The 17,723-nt window shown below is 67.2% G+C and carries 16 protein-coding genes; 8 read left to right on the top strand and 8 right to left on the bottom strand.

The window, feature by feature from the left end; genetic code table 11:
- Window positions 1-56: 56 nt before the first annotated feature.
- The 8 genes from EBS11_RS23445 to EBS11_RS23480 all read right to left on the bottom strand — a co-directional run bounded on the left by EBS11_RS23445 (window position 57) and on the right by EBS11_RS23480 (window position 6,601).
- Window positions 57-491, bottom strand: coding sequence for an agglutinin biogenesis protein MshP (locus EBS11_RS23445; protein WP_290606985.1), 435 nt, complete (start codon window positions 489-491; stop codon window positions 57-59).
- Window positions 488-1,387, bottom strand: coding sequence for a prepilin-type N-terminal cleavage/methylation domain-containing protein (locus tag EBS11_RS23450; RefSeq protein WP_290606987.1), 900 nt, complete (start codon window positions 1,385-1,387; stop codon window positions 488-490). The genes EBS11_RS23445 and EBS11_RS23450 overlap by 4 nt, the downstream gene beginning before the upstream one ends.
- Window positions 1,384-1,914, bottom strand: a complete 531-nt coding sequence (locus EBS11_RS23455) for a prepilin-type N-terminal cleavage/methylation domain-containing protein (protein ID WP_290606988.1) — start codon at window positions 1,912-1,914, stop codon at window positions 1,384-1,386. The genes EBS11_RS23450 and EBS11_RS23455 overlap by 4 nt, the downstream gene beginning before the upstream one ends.
- The gene (locus tag EBS11_RS23460; RefSeq protein WP_290606989.1) at window positions 1,901-2,536 is read right to left on the bottom strand and encodes a prepilin-type N-terminal cleavage/methylation domain-containing protein; all 636 of its coding nucleotides are present in this window, start codon (window positions 2,534-2,536) and stop codon (window positions 1,901-1,903) included. Before EBS11_RS23460 ends, EBS11_RS23455 begins: the two co-directional genes overlap by 14 nt.
- Before the next feature lie 56 nt (window positions 2,537-2,592).
- Complete coding sequence (locus EBS11_RS23465; protein WP_290606991.1) at window positions 2,593-3,090, bottom strand: type II secretion system protein; 498 nt, start codon at window positions 3,088-3,090, stop codon at window positions 2,593-2,595.
- 64 nt (window positions 3,091-3,154) lie between these two features.
- The gene (locus EBS11_RS23470; protein WP_290606993.1) at window positions 3,155-3,664 is read right to left on the bottom strand and encodes a type II secretion system protein; all 510 of its coding nucleotides are present in this window, start codon (window positions 3,662-3,664) and stop codon (window positions 3,155-3,157) included.
- The gene (locus EBS11_RS23475; protein WP_290606995.1) at window positions 3,661-4,896 is read right to left on the bottom strand and encodes a type II secretion system F family protein; all 1,236 of its coding nucleotides are present in this window, start codon (window positions 4,894-4,896) and stop codon (window positions 3,661-3,663) included. The genes EBS11_RS23470 and EBS11_RS23475 overlap by 4 nt, the downstream gene beginning before the upstream one ends.
- A 1-nt stretch (window position 4,897) precedes the next feature.
- A complete protein-coding gene (locus EBS11_RS23480) occupies window positions 4,898-6,601 on the bottom strand; it encodes a GspE/PulE family protein (RefSeq protein WP_290606996.1) in 1,704 nt (567 codons plus the stop codon).
- A 139-nt stretch (window positions 6,602-6,740) separates the two neighbouring features.
- On the opposite strand from EBS11_RS23480, the gene EBS11_RS23485 reads away from it, so the two are divergent.
- The 8 genes from EBS11_RS23485 to EBS11_RS23520 all read left to right on the top strand — a co-directional run.
- Window positions 6,741-7,538 carry an ABC transporter ATP-binding protein gene (locus EBS11_RS23485; protein WP_290606998.1) on the top strand — a complete coding sequence of 266 codons (798 nt, stop codon included), beginning with the start codon at window positions 6,741-6,743 and terminating at the stop codon, window positions 7,536-7,538.
- On the top strand, window positions 7,535-9,070 hold the full coding sequence (locus tag EBS11_RS23490; protein WP_290607000.1) for an AAA family ATPase: 1,536 nt from the start codon (window positions 7,535-7,537) through the stop codon (window positions 9,068-9,070). The genes EBS11_RS23485 and EBS11_RS23490 overlap by 4 nt, the downstream gene beginning before the upstream one ends.
- A gap of 122 nt (window positions 9,071-9,192) precedes the next feature.
- Window positions 9,193-11,196, top strand: coding sequence for a secretin N-terminal domain-containing protein (locus EBS11_RS23495; RefSeq protein ID WP_290607002.1), 2,004 nt, complete (start codon window positions 9,193-9,195; stop codon window positions 11,194-11,196).
- A complete protein-coding gene (locus EBS11_RS23500) occupies window positions 11,193-12,638 on the top strand; it encodes a tetratricopeptide repeat protein (protein WP_290607003.1) in 1,446 nt (481 codons plus the stop codon). The genes EBS11_RS23495 and EBS11_RS23500 overlap by 4 nt, the downstream gene beginning before the upstream one ends.
- Window positions 12,639-12,645: 7 nt before the next feature.
- Complete coding sequence (locus EBS11_RS23505; protein WP_290607005.1) at window positions 12,646-14,349, top strand: ATPase, T2SS/T4P/T4SS family; 1,704 nt, start codon at window positions 12,646-12,648, stop codon at window positions 14,347-14,349.
- On the top strand, window positions 14,349-15,554 hold the full coding sequence (locus tag EBS11_RS23510) for a type II secretion system F family protein (RefSeq protein WP_290607007.1): 1,206 nt from the start codon (window positions 14,349-14,351) through the stop codon (window positions 15,552-15,554). The genes EBS11_RS23505 and EBS11_RS23510 overlap by 1 nt, the downstream gene beginning before the upstream one ends.
- A gap of 7 nt (window positions 15,555-15,561) precedes the next feature.
- Window positions 15,562-17,127: a hypothetical protein gene (locus tag EBS11_RS23515; protein WP_290607009.1), complete on the top strand. Its 1,566-nt coding sequence runs from the start codon at window positions 15,562-15,564 to the stop codon at window positions 17,125-17,127.
- Window positions 17,128-17,135: 8 nt separating this feature from the next.
- On the top strand, window positions 17,136-17,723 hold a 588-nt coding region (locus EBS11_RS23520; protein WP_290607011.1), incomplete at its 3' end, for a hypothetical protein.

Below are 17,723 nucleotides of genomic sequence, written 5' to 3' on the forward strand. Positions count from 1 at the left end.
TCCGTGTAAAAACAGCGGTTTGCCGATTTATTTTTGCGCCGCTTGACCGGCTGCGTTCAATCCGACAACACCGCCTGTATGCGCCGCTGCACATAGTCCGCGTTATTCTGCGGATTCGGGCAGGCGCCGCCGCCCGGCTGGTTGCAGGCAGTGGCCGTCAGGGTCCAGGTCCGCAGGCTGCCCGGCCCGGTGGCCAGCTGGCATTGCACGGTGACGGTAAACGGTGACAGTGAAGTGCCTGCAGGCAAGGCAAACGACTGGGCGGCGGCGCATTGCCCGTTGATCAGGCGCCGGTAGACGGCCCACTCGATGCCCGCGCGCGCGGCCTGGTCGGCCCGCGCGCCCTGCACGTCGAGCGCCGATTCCACCTGCTGCATGGTAAACACGCTGGTCATGGCCACGCCGAGGCCCGCCAGCACCACCAGCAGGAAGATGGCCGTGACCAGGCTGAAGCCGCGCGCGCGGCGCGGGAACGGAGGCGATGGCTTCATGGCGTGTTATTCACCTGTACTTGTTGCACCAGGGTCACGGCGCCCGTATTGCTGCCCGTCGCCCCCAGCTGCAGCATGACGGAGACCAGTCCCCGCTGCTGGTTCGCCAGCGCGCTGTAGCTGAACAGGCAGGACTGCACCTGGTCCGCCAGCAGGGCTTGCACGCCGGCGCCCGACAGGGGCGTGGCAGCCGTATCGGCCGGCTGCAGGGCCGCGATCGCATAGCGGGAATAGCGGCGCAAGGTGCGGCTGGCCGGGTCGCAGACATAGGTGACGGGCGTGGTGACGACCTGGAAGCGGCGCGTCGGAGAAGGCTGGGGCACCGCCTGCGCCAGGAAGGGATTGCTCTCCAGGGTGACCGTGCTGCCATTCACGGCCGCGACCCTGGCCAGGTTGCAGCCTTGCGGACCGCTGGCGCAGCTGTAGGCGTCGGGCAGGTTGATGCCCAGGTTGTAGACGGCGATGAAGTCGCCCGCCGCGACGGCTTGCACGGTGCCGCCGCTGTTCGCCGGCGGCGCGCCGACGATGGTAAATTGCAGCGGATTGGGCACCGGCGTGCCGGCATCGAAGGCCAGCACGGGCCCCAGGCCCGGCGGATCGTCCTCGGCCAGGTAGCGGCCGCCCGACTTGGTCAGCAGCAGTTCCAGGTAGCGGCCGTTGCCCGTCACGCGCACGCTGTTGGGCAGGGCCAGGCGGATGTCGCGCGCCATGCGGCGCGTGGCCGTGTCCGCCAAGTCGGCCAGCGCGGCGCGCGCATTCGCGTCGATATAGCCCTGCACGGGCAGGCGGATGAACATGGCCACCATGGCACCGACGATGCCCGTGATGACGATCACGATCACCAGTTCGACGAGGGTAAAGCCGCGCGCGCGGCGCCGGGAAAGCGTCGTCATCATGGAATGCTGTTCGGCGCGTAGCGCGTGCGGTAGCCGTCGAGCACCACCTGCGGCTGGCCGCGGAAGGCGACGGCGACGCGGATCTGCAGCGATTCGCTGGCGGCGATGCCATTCAGGGCGGCCGGCGTGACCGTCACGACGGCGCCATAGCCGGCCGGGAAGGCATTGCCCGCCGCGTCCGTCGTGTAGGCGGCCGCCTGGGCATAATCGCTGACCTGGTCGTAGGGCCGCGTGCCGCGCGCCGCCGGCCCCGTCGTGCAGTCGGCCGGGCTCGCTGCCGTGGCCGCCGCCGGGTCGTTCAGCGCGCAAAAGGTGAAGCGGGCCGCCTCGATTTCATCGAGCATGCCTTCGGCGATGACCAGCGCCTGCTTGCGCAATTGCGGGTCGGCGCTGTTGTTGCTGGTCCAGGACAGCACGCCCAGGATGCCGATCACGGCCACGGAGACGATGACGATGAAGATCACCACCTCGACCAGGGTCACGCCGGCCTGCGCGCGCCGGGCCGCAAGGCGCCTAGCGGTGCACATAGCCGGTCTCCGCTTCGACAAGGATCGTGTATTGCTGGCCGCCGCCGCCCACGGCGAGGGCCAGCGCGGCGGCAAAGTCGCCAAAGGCCGTGTAATAGGGCCGGCCCAGCGGGTCGAAGAAAAACCCCGCCGCCCCGCTGCTCAGCTTGAGCGCATCGGCACGCCCCACGCACAGCCAGTTGCTCTGCCCGGCGCAATACTGCAGCGTGTACTTGCCGCCCCCGTTGCCGCCGGCCGGCGGCACGACGCGGCTGGCGGGCGTGTCGCAGGCGGCCGTGAAGCACACGGCGACGCTGTTGCCATCGAGGCGCACGTACACGGGGCGGTTTTGCGCGATGGCCAGCTTTTGCGCATAGCGCAGCATGCCGACGGCCTGGTCGGCCAGGCTGCGCGCGTCAAATGTTTCGCGTTGGAAAAACCGCGCGCCTGCCACCGCGGCAAGGATGGCGGCCAGCACCAGCACGGTAATCAGTTCGATGATGGTAAAGCCGCGCGCCCGCCTGCGCAGGGCGGCGGGGCGGCGCAATTCGGGAGACACGATGGAGAACGATGGTCGCAGCAATGGAAGGCCCGTAAAAAAGCCCAACCGGCGCATGCCTGGCGTTGGGCTGGATTGACGCATCTGCCATCCGGCCTGGAGCGCGCCATGCTGCCGGCGCGCCGCAGGCGATGTCGGCATCAGCGGCAGTTTGCCTGCGTCAAGGCATTTGGATTGATATCGGGCGGCGTGGCGGCCGTAGCTGGCGCAACGGCGGCCACGGCCTGGGTGTAGGTCAGCACGCAGGCCGTATGACTGGTGTCCGGGGTGATCGTCACGACGCCGCCGTTTGAAACGAAGATATAGTCGCTCAGGCCGCCAGCGGCCACGACGATGCCGTCGTCCGTACCGGCCGGATAGCCGGCCACGCCGCGCACGCCCTTGCCTTCCATCGCCACGGTGGTGCCGTCGGCGGGCGAGCCGCTGACCAGCCACTGCGCGTGGTACATGGCCGAGCCGGCACGCACGGCACCGGCAGCGGCCTGCATCTTGGCGACGCGCGCGTCAGCCGACAGATCGGTAAAACGCGGGATCGCCGTTGCCGCCAGAATACCCAGGATGACGATGACGACCACCAGTTCGATCAGGGTGAAACCGCCCTGCGCGCCGCTCTTCAGATTACGTAAGGATTTGTTCATACCAGCTCTCCAAAATCAATATAAAAACATGAAACCAACACATGAAACCATCGCTGCGCGGCACTCAGTTGGCGACCGAGTCCGGCATTTTCCACACCACAATATCTGGTTCCTGGGCGAGCTTTTCCACATCGGCGTCTGCACCCGGCAAGATTACCTTAAATTTCACTGCATCAACCCTCGTCCTGGAAAAAATATTGCCATTACTTAACAAATAGATGACTTTTTGTTCTTTTCTGTCGTACAGCCAATTGCCTGCCGGGAGTTTTTCCAGCTCCGGGCCGTAAAATTCTCCCAGGTAATTGGGCGGTGTTTCCGCCAGCCAGCCGAAGGGGTTTTGCCGCGCCAGCGCGGGCAGTTGCGCGCGCCGGCCTTCCAGGTGCAGCTGCAGGGCCTTGACGCGCAATCCCGTGCGCAGGCTGCCCAGGGTCTGCGCCACGGTCACGCGCTCCGCCTCGTGCTGATAATACGCAACCCGGCTGAGGAACACCGTCACCAGGATGGCGAACACGCACGCCACCACCGCCAGCTCGAACAGGGTATAGCCGTGCTGGCGGCGGCGGGGCGGCATCAATGCAGGGCCGCCTTGCCCAGGTCCCAGATCGGCAGGAAGATACCCAGCGCCAGCACCAGCACCATGGCGCCGAGGAAGACGATGAGTATCGGCTCGATCTGCGCCGACAGCGTCTTCAGCTCATAATCGACTTCGCGCTCGTACATCTGCGCGATCTCGTCCATCAGGTCGTCGAGCGAGCCCGATTCCTCGCCCACGGCGATCATCTGCAGCACCACGGGAGTAAACACGTTCGCCGCCACCGAGGTGCGCAAGATGCTCTCGCCCCGCTCGACGCCGTCGCGCATCTGTTCCACGCGCGAGCACAGGTAAGTGTTGTCGACCGTCTGCGACACCACCGTCAGCGCCTGCACGATGGGCACGCCGCTGCTGCTCGACAGGGCGAAGCTGCGCGCGAAACGGGCCATCGTGCCCTTCAGGACGATCTTGCCGGCGATGGGCATGCGCAGCTTGGCGCGGTCCCACTTGAAGCGGCCATCCTTCGTGCCCAGCCAGGCGCGCCAGCCGAAGAAGGCGCCCGCGGCCAGCATCAGCATCAGCGGCCAGTAGTCGATGGTGAAGCGCGACGTGCCGATCAGGATGCGCGTCATCAGGGGCAGTTCGGCGCGGAAGCTGGCAAACACCTTCTCGAACTGGGGAATGACGAAGATATTGACGACCACCATGGCCGCGATCATGGCGAACAGGACGAAGGTGGGGTAGCGCGTGGCCGATTTCACGCGGGCGCGCATGTCGCGGTCGAATTCCAGGTGGTCGAACAGGCGCAGGAAGACGTCGTCGAGGCGCCCCGTCATCTCGCCCACGCGCACCATCGACAGGTAGAACGGCGTAAACACCGTGGGATGGCGCGCCATGGCGGCCGACAGTTCGCGCCCCGCGTCGAGCGACTCGCGCACGTCCTTGATGATGCGGCCAAAGGCGGGGCTGATGGCGGACTCCTGCAGGCCCGCCAGGCCGCGCATGATGGGCACGCCCGCCTTGAGCAGGGTGTACAGCTGGCGGCTGAACAGCTGCACGTCCATGGGCGTGACCTTCTTCTCCGTCAGCTTGTCCCACCAGCTCAGCTGGCTGGCGCCGGCGCCCGTCACCGTCTGCCGGGTGGCGCTGATGTCGACGGGCGTGATGCCGCCCGCCATCAGCTGGTCGGCCACGGCGCCGCTGTCGGCCCCTTCCATCACGCCGGTCAGCAGCTCGCCATTGGCGTTGCGCGCCTTGTAAGCGAAGAACGGCACCTCAATCCTCGCTCTGGTTGCTGATGCGCATCGCTTCCATCACCGTCGTGCGGCCCTGGACCACCAGCTGCACGGCGTGGCGCCGCAGGGTTTCGCCCGCCATCTGCGCCGACGCCACCTTCATGAAGTGGGACGGATCGGCATGGTTGGCCGCGTCCGCCACGGCGCGCGTGATTTCCAGCAATTCGTACACACCCGTGCGGCCCCGGTAGCCCATGCCGTTGCAGTGCGAGCAACCCTTGCCGTGGAAATACTGGTTGCGCTCGACCAGCTCGCCCAGTTCCAGGCGCAGCCATTCATATTCGTTCGGCGTGGGCGCGTACGGCGTGCTGCAGCTTTCGCAGATGACGCGCACGAGGCGCTGCGCCAGCACGGCCTGCAGCGAGCTGCCCACCATGTAGCGGGGCACGCCCATGTCCATCAGGCGCAGCGGCGTGCTGATGGCGTCGTTCGTGTGCAGGGTCGACAGCACCAGATGGCCCGTCATGGCGGCGCGCAGGCCGATCTGCGCCGTTTCCTGGTCGCGCATCTCGCCGACGAGCACGATGTCCGGGTCTTGCCGCAGGGCCGAGCGCAGCACCCTGGCAAAGTTCAGCTCGATCTTGTCGTTCACTTGCACCTGGTTAATGCCGGGCAAGCGGTATTCGACGGGGTCTTCCACCGTGATGAGCTTTTTTTCCACGGAATTGAGTTCGGACAAGGCGCAGTACAGGGTCGTCGTCTTGCCGCTGCCCGTCGGCCCCGTCACCAGCACGAGGCCGTTCGGCCGGCTGACGATGGCGCGGAACTGCGCCACCAGCGCGGGCGGCATGCCGATGGCGTCCAGGCGCAGGGTCGTGCCGCCCTGGTTCAGCAGACGCATGACGACGGATTCGCCGTACTGCGTCGGCATGGTGGAGATACGCACGTCGATGCGCTGGTTTTTCACGCGGATGGCGAAGCGGCCGTCCTGCGGCAGGCGCTTCTCGGAAATATCCAGGTCCGACATCAGTTTCAGCCGCAGCGCCAGCGAGCTGGCGATCTTGATGTCGGCCTCGGTCTGCAGGTGCAGCACGCCGTCGATGCGGAAGCGGATCTGCAGCCGGCCTTCCTGCGGCTCGATGTGGATGTCCGAAGCGCGCACCTGCGTGGCATCCTCGAACACGGATTGCAGCAGCTTGACGATGGGCGCCTCTTCCAGGCCCGGATTGACGGCCAGCGCGCCGAAATCGACGGAGACGTCGCCCAGGTCCTGCTCCAGCTCGCGCGTCAGGGTGGAAATGTCTTCCGTGCGGCGGTAGATGCGGTCGATGGCGGCCAGCACTTCCGTCTCGTTGACGACGGCCAGCTCGATATGGCGCTTGACGAGGCGCGAGATTTCATCGTACGCGAACAGGTCGGTGGGATCGGACATGCCGACCAGCAAGCCTTCGCGCCGGTCTTCCAGCACCAGCGCGCGGAAGCGCCGCGCCTGGGTTTCCGGCAGCAGCCGCACCAGCTCGGGATTGATGTTGAAAAACTTCAGGTTGATGTAGGGAATGTCGAGCTGGCGCGCCAGCGCGCCCGAAATCTGCTCTTCCGTGACAAAACCGTGCTCGACGAAAACCCGTCCCAGCTTGCGTCCCGAACGCTTCTGCTCCGTCAAGGCCTGGCCCAACTGTTCTTCCGTCAGCAGTTTCTGCTGCACCAAAATTTCACCGAGCCGGACTTTCTCTGGCCTTGCCATGCTTACTCCTCGACAAATTCGACAGACGACGCACGCCAGCGGCGCGCGTGAGTATTTTATTCCAGAACCTGTTGTTTCTTAAAGAAAATATATTCCATTGCTTGATTTTTGTGCATTTCAACACTGTACAAGGAAACACTTGCCGCGCACCAGTACGCATGGCAATAATGGCAGTCGTCCACCGCCCATTTCGCCCCTGCCTGCCACCATGAACGCCTGCGCCATCGAGTTTCACAACGTGCACAAACAGCTGGACGGCATCGCCGTGCTGCGCGGCGTCGACCTGCAGGTGCGGGCGGGGGAACTGTTCGGCCTGGTGGGCGTGAATGGCGCGGGCAAGACCACCCTGCTCAAGTGCCTGTTCGATTTCTGCATGCCGGAACAGGGCGGCATCGCCATCTTCGGCCAGCCGCACCGGCACGCCGGGGCGCGCGAGCCCCTGTCCTTCCTGCCGGAACGCTTCCAGGCGCCGTACTACCTGACGGGCGATGATTTCCTGCGCTATCTGTTGAGCTTGCACAATGTGCGCCACGATGACCAGGCCGTGCAGCACATCCTGGCGGCGCTGGAACTGGCACCGGCTGCCCTGCGCCGTCCCGCGCGCACGTATTCCAAGGGCATGATGCAGAAACTGGGCCTGGCGGCCTGCTGGCTGTCGGGCAAGCGCCAGCTGGTGCTGGACGAACCGATGAGCGGACTCGACCCGAAGGCGCGCGCGCAATTCAAGCAGGTGCTGCGCCAGGCGCAGGTGCAGGGCCGCGGCGCCCTGTTCACCTCGCATGCGCTGGCCGACGTGGACGAGCTGTGCGACCGCATGGCCATCCTGCACCAGGGCCGCCTGCTGTTTACGGGCACGCCCGCCGAATGCCGCGCGCGCCACGGCGGCGCGGCCGATGCCAGCCTGGAGCAGGCATTCTTGAATTGCATCGCGACATGAACAGCGCCACCCAGGCCCGCGCGCGCCGCGCACCGGACAGGCCCCATGCGCCCTCCCCGCACGGCATGTATCTGCGCCATTTCGGCTTGCGCACGGCGCCTTTCGGCATCACGCCGGACCCGGCCTTCTTCTATCCCGGCAACACGCGCGGCGACTTGCTCGACGCGCTGCTGTACGCCGTCACCGAGGGCGAAGGCATCGTCAAGCTGACGGGCGAAGTAGGCAGCGGCAAGACCATGCTGTGCCGCATGCTGGCCGAGCGGCTGCCGCCCCGCGTCGACGTGCTGTACCTGCTCAATCCCGCCCTGGCGCCGGAAGACGTGCCATATGCCATCGCGGCCGAACTGGGCCTGCAGGCCGACGGGTTGCGCGCCGACGCCGTGCTGCGCGCCGTGCATGCCGAACTCATCAACCGGCATGCGGCGGGCCGCCAGGTGCTGCTGCTGGCCGAGGAAGCGCAAGCCATGCCGGTGGAAACCCTGGAAGCGCTGCGCCTGCTGACGAACCTGGAAACGGCCCGCCACAAGCTGCTGCAGATCGTGCTGTTCGGCCAGCCGGAACTGCAGCACACGCTGGACCTGCCCCGGCTGCGGCAACTGAAGGAGCGCATCACGCACAGCCTGACGGTGCCGCGCCTGCCGCCGGCATTGCTGAACGACTACCTGGCGTGCCGCCTGGCCGCGGCAGGCCGCGCGACGCCCCTCGTCTTCACGCCGGCGGCGCTGCGGCTGCTGGCACACGCATCGCAGGGTATCGTGCGCAGGATCAATATCCTCGCCGACAAGGCCCTGCTGGCCGCCTACGCGGACGACGCCGGGCAGGTCGCGGCGCGCCACCTGCGCCTGGCCATCGCCGACAGCCCCTTCCACCCTGCGCCATGGCATGCGGGCAAGCCGCTGGCCGCCGCCCTCGTCGCGCTGATGCTGCTCCTGGCGGCCGCCCTGCTGTGGCAATGGCTGGCGCCGGGGCGGACCGCCGCGACGCCGCCACCCTCCGTCGGCACGGCGGCGCCTGCCGCAAGGCCGGCCCCGGCATCCCCCGCAACGGCCATGCGGACCGGCGCCATCTCCGCCGGTGCGGCGGCCGTGCAGGCGCCGCCCAAGCCACGGCCCGCCGCGCCCACGCCGCTGCTCGACAGCAGCCTGGCCGCCTCGCGCAGCTGGCTGGCGCGGCAAGGAGCACGCCAGCTGACCCTGCACGTCGCCAGCCTGCCGGCCAGCGAAACGGCCGCCGCCGAAGCATTCCTGCAGCAGGCGCGGCAAGCCATCGGCCTGCGCGAGCTGCACGTCTTTCGCCTGCCCGGCGCCGTGCCCGCCGGCCTGGCTGCCGCTGCGCCCGGCGCAACGCGGCCAGAGGCGGCCAGCACGGGCGCGCCCAGCTACCTCGTCTTCGTGTATGGCAGCTTTGCCGACCGGGCCAGTGCCGAAGCCGTGCAGGCGCGGCTGACCAGCGCGTCGCCGCAGAAAATATTGCTGAGCAACATAGACAATATCCGCACGGAAATAAAATCCCTCGTCGGGGAAAAACCCTGACGTGGCCAGCCCCGATTTTATTTCTCCTTATTCCCTTCCGGGCCTGCACAGACGATTGCTTTTAGAGGATCATGGTGGTTAAAATTGCAAAAGCACAACACGACTCCAAGGGCGAACTTTTCATGACTCAACACCCTATTCCTGTGCTGGCCTCTTGCGTCACCCTTGCCTGCGGCGCCCTGCTCGCGGGCTGTGCTTCGCATCAAATGCCCCTGTCGCCCGGCCACCTGAATGAAGCGCCGCGCCCGGCCGGCGCCATCCCCGAGCCGGTGCAGCAAAGCAGCGTGCTGGCCGCGCCTGTACCCGCCGCCAAGGCCGAAACCTATAGCGTCACCGTGCACAAGGTGCCCGTGCAGTCGCTGCTGTTCGCGCTGGCCCGCGACGCGGGCATGAACGTGGACATCCACCCGCAGATCGAAGGCAGCGTGACCCTGAATGCGCTGAACCAGACCCTGCCGCAACTGCTGGCGCGTATCAGCAAGCAAGTCGATATGCGCTACGAAATCGATGGCAAGAACCTGCTCGTGCTGCCGGATGCGCCCGTGTGGCGCAACTACAAGGTCGATTACGTCAACATGGCGCGCAGCACCAACAGCAGCGTCAATATCGCCACGCAGATTTCCACGGCGGGCGGCGGCAGCAACGCCATCAACCCGAACGGGGGCAGCCAGGGCAGCGGCAGCAATGGCAATAACAATTCGACCACCCTGGTGGTGAATCGTTCGGAAAATAATTTCTGGTACAGCCTGGAAAAGAATATCCGCGACCTGCTGCGCGAAACGACGCTCAACGATGCCCAGGTGGACCCGCTGGCGCAGCTGAACCAGCAGCTGACGAACGCGCAGGGCAATGCGCAGGGCAATGCGCAGGGACAGCCGGGCCAGCCGGGACAGGCGCAGAACCCGGGCGGCTATGCGCCGGCGCCATCCGGCGCGGGGCAATATGGCGGCCAGAACAGCCCGTACGGCAGCCAATACGGCAGCCAGCCGCCCATGCAGACGGGCGCCCAGGCCGGCGGCCAGTACGCGCCGGGCCAGCAGCAAGGCGGCGCGGCACCGGCCCAGCCGCTGGACGCGAACGGCATGCCGCTGCTGAAACTGGCCAACAAGGGCAGTCCCTCCTCGGTGGTGGTCAACGTCGAAGGCGGCCTGATCGCCGTGCGCGCCACGGGGCGCCAGCATGAAAAGATCGCCGAATTCCTCGATGTCGTGCTGCACAGCGCCAAGCGGCAGGTGCTGATCGAGGCGACCATCATCGAAGTGCGCCTGAGCAACGAATACCAGCAGGGCATCAACTGGTCGCGCCTGACGGGCAGCCTGAGCCTGACGCAGAAGCAGGTAGGCACGTCACCGCTCAGCAGCGGCGTCACGCCCGGCGCCACGCCCGGCATCTTCGTGCTCAATTACCTCAAGGACAGTTTCAGCACCACCATCCAGTTGCTCGAATCGTTCGGCAAGGTGAAAGTGCTGTCCAGCCCGAAAATCAGCGTGCTCAACAATCAGACGGCCATGCTGAAGGTGGTCGACAACAATGTCTTCTTTACCATCAAGGTCACGCCCGCCGTGATCAGCTCGACGGGCACCATCACCACGCCCGCCACCTACGAGTCGAAGCTGGAAACGGTGCCCGTCGGCTTCGTCATGAGCGTCACGCCGCAGATTTCCGACAGCGACGAAGTCACGCTCAACGTGCGCCCCACCATCACGCGCATCGTCGGCTACGTGCAGGACCCGAATCCCGCCCTCGCCACGGCCAGCGTGGTCAGCCGCGTGCCCGTGATCCAGGCGCGCGAGCTGGAGTCGATCATGAAGGTGGGCAATGGCCAGATCGCCGTGATGGGCGGCCTCATGCAAGACTCCATCGACAATGCCAAGGATGGCGTGCCTGGCCTGTCCAGCCTGCCTCTGGTGGGGAATTTATTTACTTATCGCAACGAAACCAACAGCAAGACGGAACTGGTGATCTTCATGCGCCCCGTGGTGGTCAAGGATGCCAGCATCGACGGCGACTACCGCGACTACCGCTACCTGCTGCCCGGCCAGGCGCCGCTCAACAGCCAGCCCTACACGGAAGGCGCGCCTGCCGCCGTGCAGCCGCAGGCCCGCGTGCAGGGAGATTTCCCATGAGCTTGCTGATGCAGGCGCTCAAGAAAGCCGAGCGCGCCAAGCAGAACAGCCTGCCGGACGAAGAGCTGGAAAAGCCGTCCGAGGCCTACGACCAGGTGCTGGCACTGGCGCCGGCCGACGCCATGCCGCCCCGCCCGGCGCCAGCGGCCGTGCCGCCCGTGCAGGCGGCCAGCACGCTGAGCCTGGAGCCGCTGGGCGAGCCGCTCGCGCCGCCGCCCGCCCCGGCCCCGACGCCGGCGCCCGGCGCGGGCGCGGCCCAGCCGGCGGCGGCACAGGCGGCGGGGCCGCAGCCGGGCCCGCGTCCCGAGCCGCCACGCGCGCGCGCGGAGCCGCCGCCGGCCCGGCCCCGCGCCAGCCGCAGCAGCACGCCGCCGAAAGGCCCGACTGGCCCCATCAGCGTCGATCCGGCCACCGTGCGCCTGGCCGTGCTGCTGGCCATCCTGCTGCTGGTGGCGGGGTCGATGGCGTGGTGGTACTGGCGCGCCAGCACCAGCCCCGGCGCGGGCGCCAACCTGCCCGGCGTGCCCATGCCGCTGACGGACGCGCCCGGCACGGCCGGCAGCACCGGCCCCGTCCTCGTCCTGGCGGCACCGGGCGCGGCGGCACCGGCCGAACCGCTGCCGCCAGCCTTGCCGCCCGAGGTGCCCGCCGCGCAGCGCCAGCAGGCGGCTGCGGCGGAGCAGCAGGCGATGCTGCAGGCGGCCGCGCAAGCGGCCGTGGCTGCCCAGCTGGCGCAGCTGCCGCCGCCGGCGCCCCCCAGCCTGCCGCCGGTGATGGCGCCCGACAATAGCCAGATCCAGGTGCAGCGCAGCGCACCCGCGCCGCAGATCGCGCCCGGCGTGCAGCAAGCCTACCAGGCCCTGAACGGCGGCCAGCTGGGCACGGCGCGCCAGCAGTATGAAGCCGTGCTGCAGCAGGACCCCGCCAACCGCGACGCCCTGCTGGGCCTGGCGGCCGTGGCCCAGCGCGAGCAGCAGGGCGCGCAGGCCGCGTCGCTGTACGTGCGCTTGCTCGAAATCAACCCGGACGATGGCGAAGCGCTGGCCGGCCTGATCGGCCTGCGCCAGGGCGACGTGGTGCAGAGCGAAGCGAAATTGAAAGCCATCCTGGCCCGGTCGCCCGACAGCGGCCCCGTGCTGTTCGCCCTGGGCAATGTGTACGCCAAGCAGCGCCGCTGGAACGAGGCGCAGCAGCAATTCTTCCGCGCCTACAGCGCCGTGCCCGGCAATCCCGACTATGCCTTCAACCTGGCCGTGGGCCTGGACCGGCTGAACCAGCCGAAACTGGCCGCCACCTATTACCAGCGCGCCCTGGCCCTGGCGCAGACGGCGCCGGCCGCCTTCGACCGCGCCGTGGTGCAGGCGCGCCTGCGCGAACTGGGCATGCCGGCGGCGGCGCCGCCCGGCAGCGACCCGGCCATCATCATTACCCGTCAGGAATAAGCACTACATGGCAGAACAGGCAAAACTTCCCCTTGGCAAGCTGCTGATCCAGAAAGGCGTGATCAGCGAAGACCAGCTGCGCATCGCCCTCATCGAGCAGAAGCGCAGCAGCGAGCCGCTGGGCAAGCTGCTCATCACCCTGGGCTTCGTCACGGAAGCAACAGTGCGCGAGGCGCTCAGCGAAAACCTGAAACAGGTCAGCGCGGACCTGTCGAGCCTGGTGGTCGACGCCATCGCCCTGAAACTCATCCCGAAGGATGTGGCCAAGCGCTACCGCGTCTTTCCCATCGTCTACGAGCGGCAGGCGGACAACCTGATCCTCGCCATGGCCGACACCAGCAACATCGTTGCGCTCGATCAAATCAGCGCCATGTTGGTCAAGGGCATCACGATTTCCACCGTACTGGTCAATGAATCGGACATTTCGCGCGCCATCGACCAGTACTATGGCTTCGAACTGTCGATCGACGGCATCCTGCACGAAATTGAAACGGGCGAAGTCAGCTATCAAAGCATGGCCTCGCCGTCGGACGAATACAGCCAGCCCATGGTTCGCCTGATCGATGCGCTGCTGGCCGATGCCGTGCAGCATGGCGCCTCGGACCTGCATTTCGAGCCGGAACAGTCCTTCCTGCGCATCCGCTACCGCATCGACGGCATCCTGCGGCAGATCCGCAGCCTGCACAAGTCGTACTGGCCGGCCATGGCCGTGCGCCTGAAGGTGATGTCGGGCATGAATATCGCCGAGGCGCGCGCGCCCCAGGATGGCCGCATCAGCATCAAGTTTTCCGGCCGGCAAATTGATTTCCGCGCCTCGGCGCAGCCCACCACGCATGGCGAAAACTTCGTGCTGCGCGTGCTGGACCGGCAGAAAGGCATCGTGCCGCTGGACGCGCTGGGCCTGGCCGAGACGGAACTGAACCTGCTGAAACTGATGATCGCCCGCCCCGATGGCGTCATCCTCGTGACGGGCCCGACGGGCAGCGGCAAGACCACCACCCTGTATTCGATACTCAACCATATCAATACGGAAAGCGTCAACATCATGACCCTGGAAGACCCCGTCGAGTATCCCATGAACATGATACGCCAGACCTCCGTCAACGAATCCGTCAAGCTGGGCTTTGCCGACGGCATCCGCTCCATGATGCGGCAAGACCCGGACATCATCCTCGTGGGCGAGATCCGCGACCGCGAAACGGCGGAAATGGCCTTTGCCGCCGCCATGACGGGCCACCAGGTGTATTCCACCCTGCACACGAGCTCGGCCATCGGTTCCGTCTCGCGCCTGCTCGACATCGGCATCCTGCCCGACATCATGGCCGGCAACATCATCGGCATCGTGGCGCAGCGCCTCGTGCGCCGGCTGTGTCCGCATTGCAAGGAAACGGTGCTCGCCGACGACGTCGAGCGCCGCCTGCTGGGCCTGGCCACGGAAGACGCTCCCGTCAGCCTGTGCCGCGCCGTCGGCTGCGAGCGCTGCGCGCACCAGGGCTACAAGGGCCGCCTGGCCATCATGGAAATCCTCAAGATGACGGCCGAGCTGGACGAACTGACGGCGCGCCGCGCCAGTTTGCGCGAACTCAAGGCCGCCGCGCGCGCGGCCGGCTTCAAGCCCCTCGTCGACGACGGCATGCGCCGCGTGAAGGAAGGCGTGACGACGCTGGAAGAAGTGGCGCGCGTGGTCGACCTGACGGACAGGCTGGCCTGATGGCGCAATATGTCTACCGCGCCATGGATGCCGCCGGGGCGATGATTCCCGGCAGCATGGAGGCGGCCAATGTGCCGGACCTGGAGGCGCGCCTGCACCGCATGCAGCTGGACCTGATCGACTGCCGCATCACGGGGCAGTATCTGGTGCTGCTGGGCAAGCGCGTCATCCACCGCCGCGACCTGATCAATTTCTGCTTCCACATGGAGCAATTGACGGGCGCGGGCGTGCCCATCCTGGAAGGCTTGAACGACTTGCGCGAAAGCACGGACCACCCGCGCCTGCGCGAAGTCGTCACGGACCTGATCGAAAGCATCGAGGGCGGCCTGCCCCTGTCGGGCGCGCTGGCCCAGCATGGCGACATCTTCGACGCCACGTTTACCAGCCTGATCCTGGCCGGCGAACAGAGCGGCAAGATCGCCGAAGTCTTCAAGAACCTGTCGGAAAGCCTGAAATGGCAGGACGAACTGGCCTCGCAGACGCGCAAGATCGTCATGTACCCCATCGTCGTGGCCATCGTCGTGGCCGCCGTCACGTTCTTCCTGATGATCTACCTCGTACCCCAGCTGACGGCCTTCATCCGCAACATGGGCGGCGAACTGCCGCTGCATACGCGCGTGCTCATCTTCGTGTCGAATATCTTCATCGCCTACTGGTACCTGCTGCTGGCCCTGCCCGTGCTGCTGTTTTTCGGCTTGCGCGCGTGGGTGCGCCGCAGCAGCAACGCCCGCTACGCGTGGGACGGCTTGAAGCTGCGCCTGTGGCTGCTCGGCCCCGTCCTGCACAAGATCATCCTGGCCCGCTTCGCCACCTTCTTTGCCCTCATGTATGCGTCCGGCATCAGCATCCTCGAGTGCATCCGCCTGTCCGAGGGCATCGCCGGCAACCAGGTGGTGGCCGCCGGCCTGCGCCGCGCCGCCCAGCTGATCAGCGAGGGCCACGGCGTCACGGCCGCCTTCCAGCACACGGGCATCTTCCCGCCCCTGGTGATCCGCATGCTGAAGGTGGGCGAGGCGACGGGCTCGCTGGACACGGCCTTGCGCAATGTCAGCTACTTTTACAACCGCGAAGTGAAGGAATTAATCGAAAAAGTGCAGGCCATGATAGAGCCGGCCATGACGGTGATCCTGGGCCTGCTGCTGGGCTGGATCATGCTCTCGGTGCTCGGTCCCATCTACGACACCATCAGTACCATCAAGACCTGAGGCCGCCGTGTTCCGCAAACAATTGCTCTATCTCACCAGCGACGCCCTGTGCGCCTACGACTGGCACCACGGCACGCTGGGCCCGGGCCACGTCTTTCCCGCCAGCGCGGCGGGGCTGGACGGCTTCGCCGCGTGGCTGGAAGACCCGCAGGCGCAGCGGCTGGACGTGCCCGCCTACCTGCTGACGGACCTCATCGAGGAAGACTTCCAGCACCAGCTCGTGCCCCACGTGCGCGGCAAGGCGGGCCGCGCCCTGCTGGAGCGCCGCCGCCAGCAGCTGCACCGCGACACGCCCTACCGGGGCAGCGCCCTGCTGGGCCGCGAAAGCACGGGCCGCCACGACGACCAGGTGCTGTTCTTCGCGCTGACCAACCCTTCGCTGCTGCAGCCGTGGACGGAAGCGCTGGAGCATTTGCGCGTGCCCGTGGCCGGCATTTATTCGACCAGCCTGATGAGCATTGCGCTGGTGAAAAAGCTGGCCCTCGCGCACGAACACCTGCTGCTGGTGACGCAGCAGTCGGGCGGCTTGCGGCAAAGCTACTACGAGAAGGGCCAGCTGCGCTTTTCGCGCCAGACGGTGGCCATCGCGCTCGACGGCGTGGCCGTGAATATCGCGCTGGAAACGGAAAAGACGCGGCAATTTCTCACCAGCACGCGCATGCTGGCGCGCGGCGAAGTGCTCAATACCGTGATCCTCGCCTCCGCCGCGCAGATCGCCAAGCTCGAATTGCTGTGCGACAACGACCTGGAAGTGGCTTACCACTTCATCGACCTGCAGGCCGCCGGCGAGCGCGTGGGCCTGCGGCAGACGCCGGCGCTGGCCGACGAATTGCTGCTGACCTTGCTCGGCAAGCATCCGCCGCCCAGCCATTACCCGCCCGGCCCGCTGGCCCGCTACTACCACTTCCAGCGCGCGCGCAAGGCGCTGTACGGCGCCAGCGCCCTCATCGGCGCCTCCGCGGCCCTGTGGTGCGTGATTAACTTGCTGGGTGGCATCAACGATGGCGCCGCCACCGCGCGGCTGCGGCAGGAAACGGCTTCCTATGAGGAACGCTACCGCAGCGTCATGGCCGGCCTGCCGCCGGCGCCGGCCAAGACGCAGAACATGAAAGTGGCCGTGACCCTGGGGCACATGATCGCCACCCAGGCGCCCGCGCCCGGTCCCCTGCTGGCCATGCTGAGCGCCGCGCTGGACCAGGCGCCGCAAGTCCAGCTGGGCCAGCTGCACTGGAATGCGGGGCCGGCCCCCGCGCGCACGGCCGACGGCCAGCCGGCGGCGGCGCAGGCGGGCGCCAGCGCGCCGCCTGCCAGCAGCCTGGCCGGCATTCCCGTCGCGCCGCCGCAGGCGCTGCGCCTGGAAGCGGACGTGGCCATGCCGAACAATGACTACCGCGCCGCGCTGGGCGCCATCACGGCCTTCGCGCAGACCCTGGCGCGCCAGCCGGGCATGCAGGTGGCCATCGAGGAAACGCCGCTGGACCTGCGTTCCAGCGTGGCCCTGTCCGGCAAGAGCGCCGCGCCGGCGCCGGACAGCCAGGCCCGCTTCACCCTCCTGCTCGTGTGGCAGCCATGAGCGGCCCCATGAAACAGCCGCCCCTGCCCGGCATGAAGAAAGCCGCCGCGCCCGTGCGCGCCCTGCCCGCCTGGCTGGGCGAACTGCCGCTGATACGCCGCGCCCTGCTGTGCTTTGCCCTGACCCTGCTGGCCAGCGTGGTGCTGCTGAGCCTGAGCGCCGCCTACCGCCAGCGCGAGGCGCAGCAGCTCGACTTCATGCGCCATGCGCGCGCGGCGGCGGCCAGCCTGTTCAACCACGTGGAAGGGGAAAAGCAGGAAATCCGCGCCTACGAACCGCAGTTTCTCGCCCTGCGCCAGCGCGGCCTGATCGGCGAGGAGAACCGCCTGGCCTGGATCGACGCCATCCGCCGCAGCCAGGAACAGCGCAAACTGTTGCCCATCGGCTATGACATCAGCGCGCAGCAGGTCTTGCCCGTGCCCACGCCCATGGTCATGGGGCAGTACCGGCTGCGCGGCAGCCGCATGCAGCTGCGCCTGGACCTGCTGCATGAGCTGGATTTGCTGAACCTGCTCGACGACCTGCGCCAGGCCGGCTATTTCGCCGTGCAGGATTGCACGCTCAAGCGCAATGGCGCGGCCGGCGCGCCGGCCGGC

Source organism: Janthinobacterium sp., from assembly GCF_009923995.1.
Classification (GTDB): Bacteria; Pseudomonadota; Gammaproteobacteria; order Burkholderiales; family Burkholderiaceae_D; genus Janthinobacterium.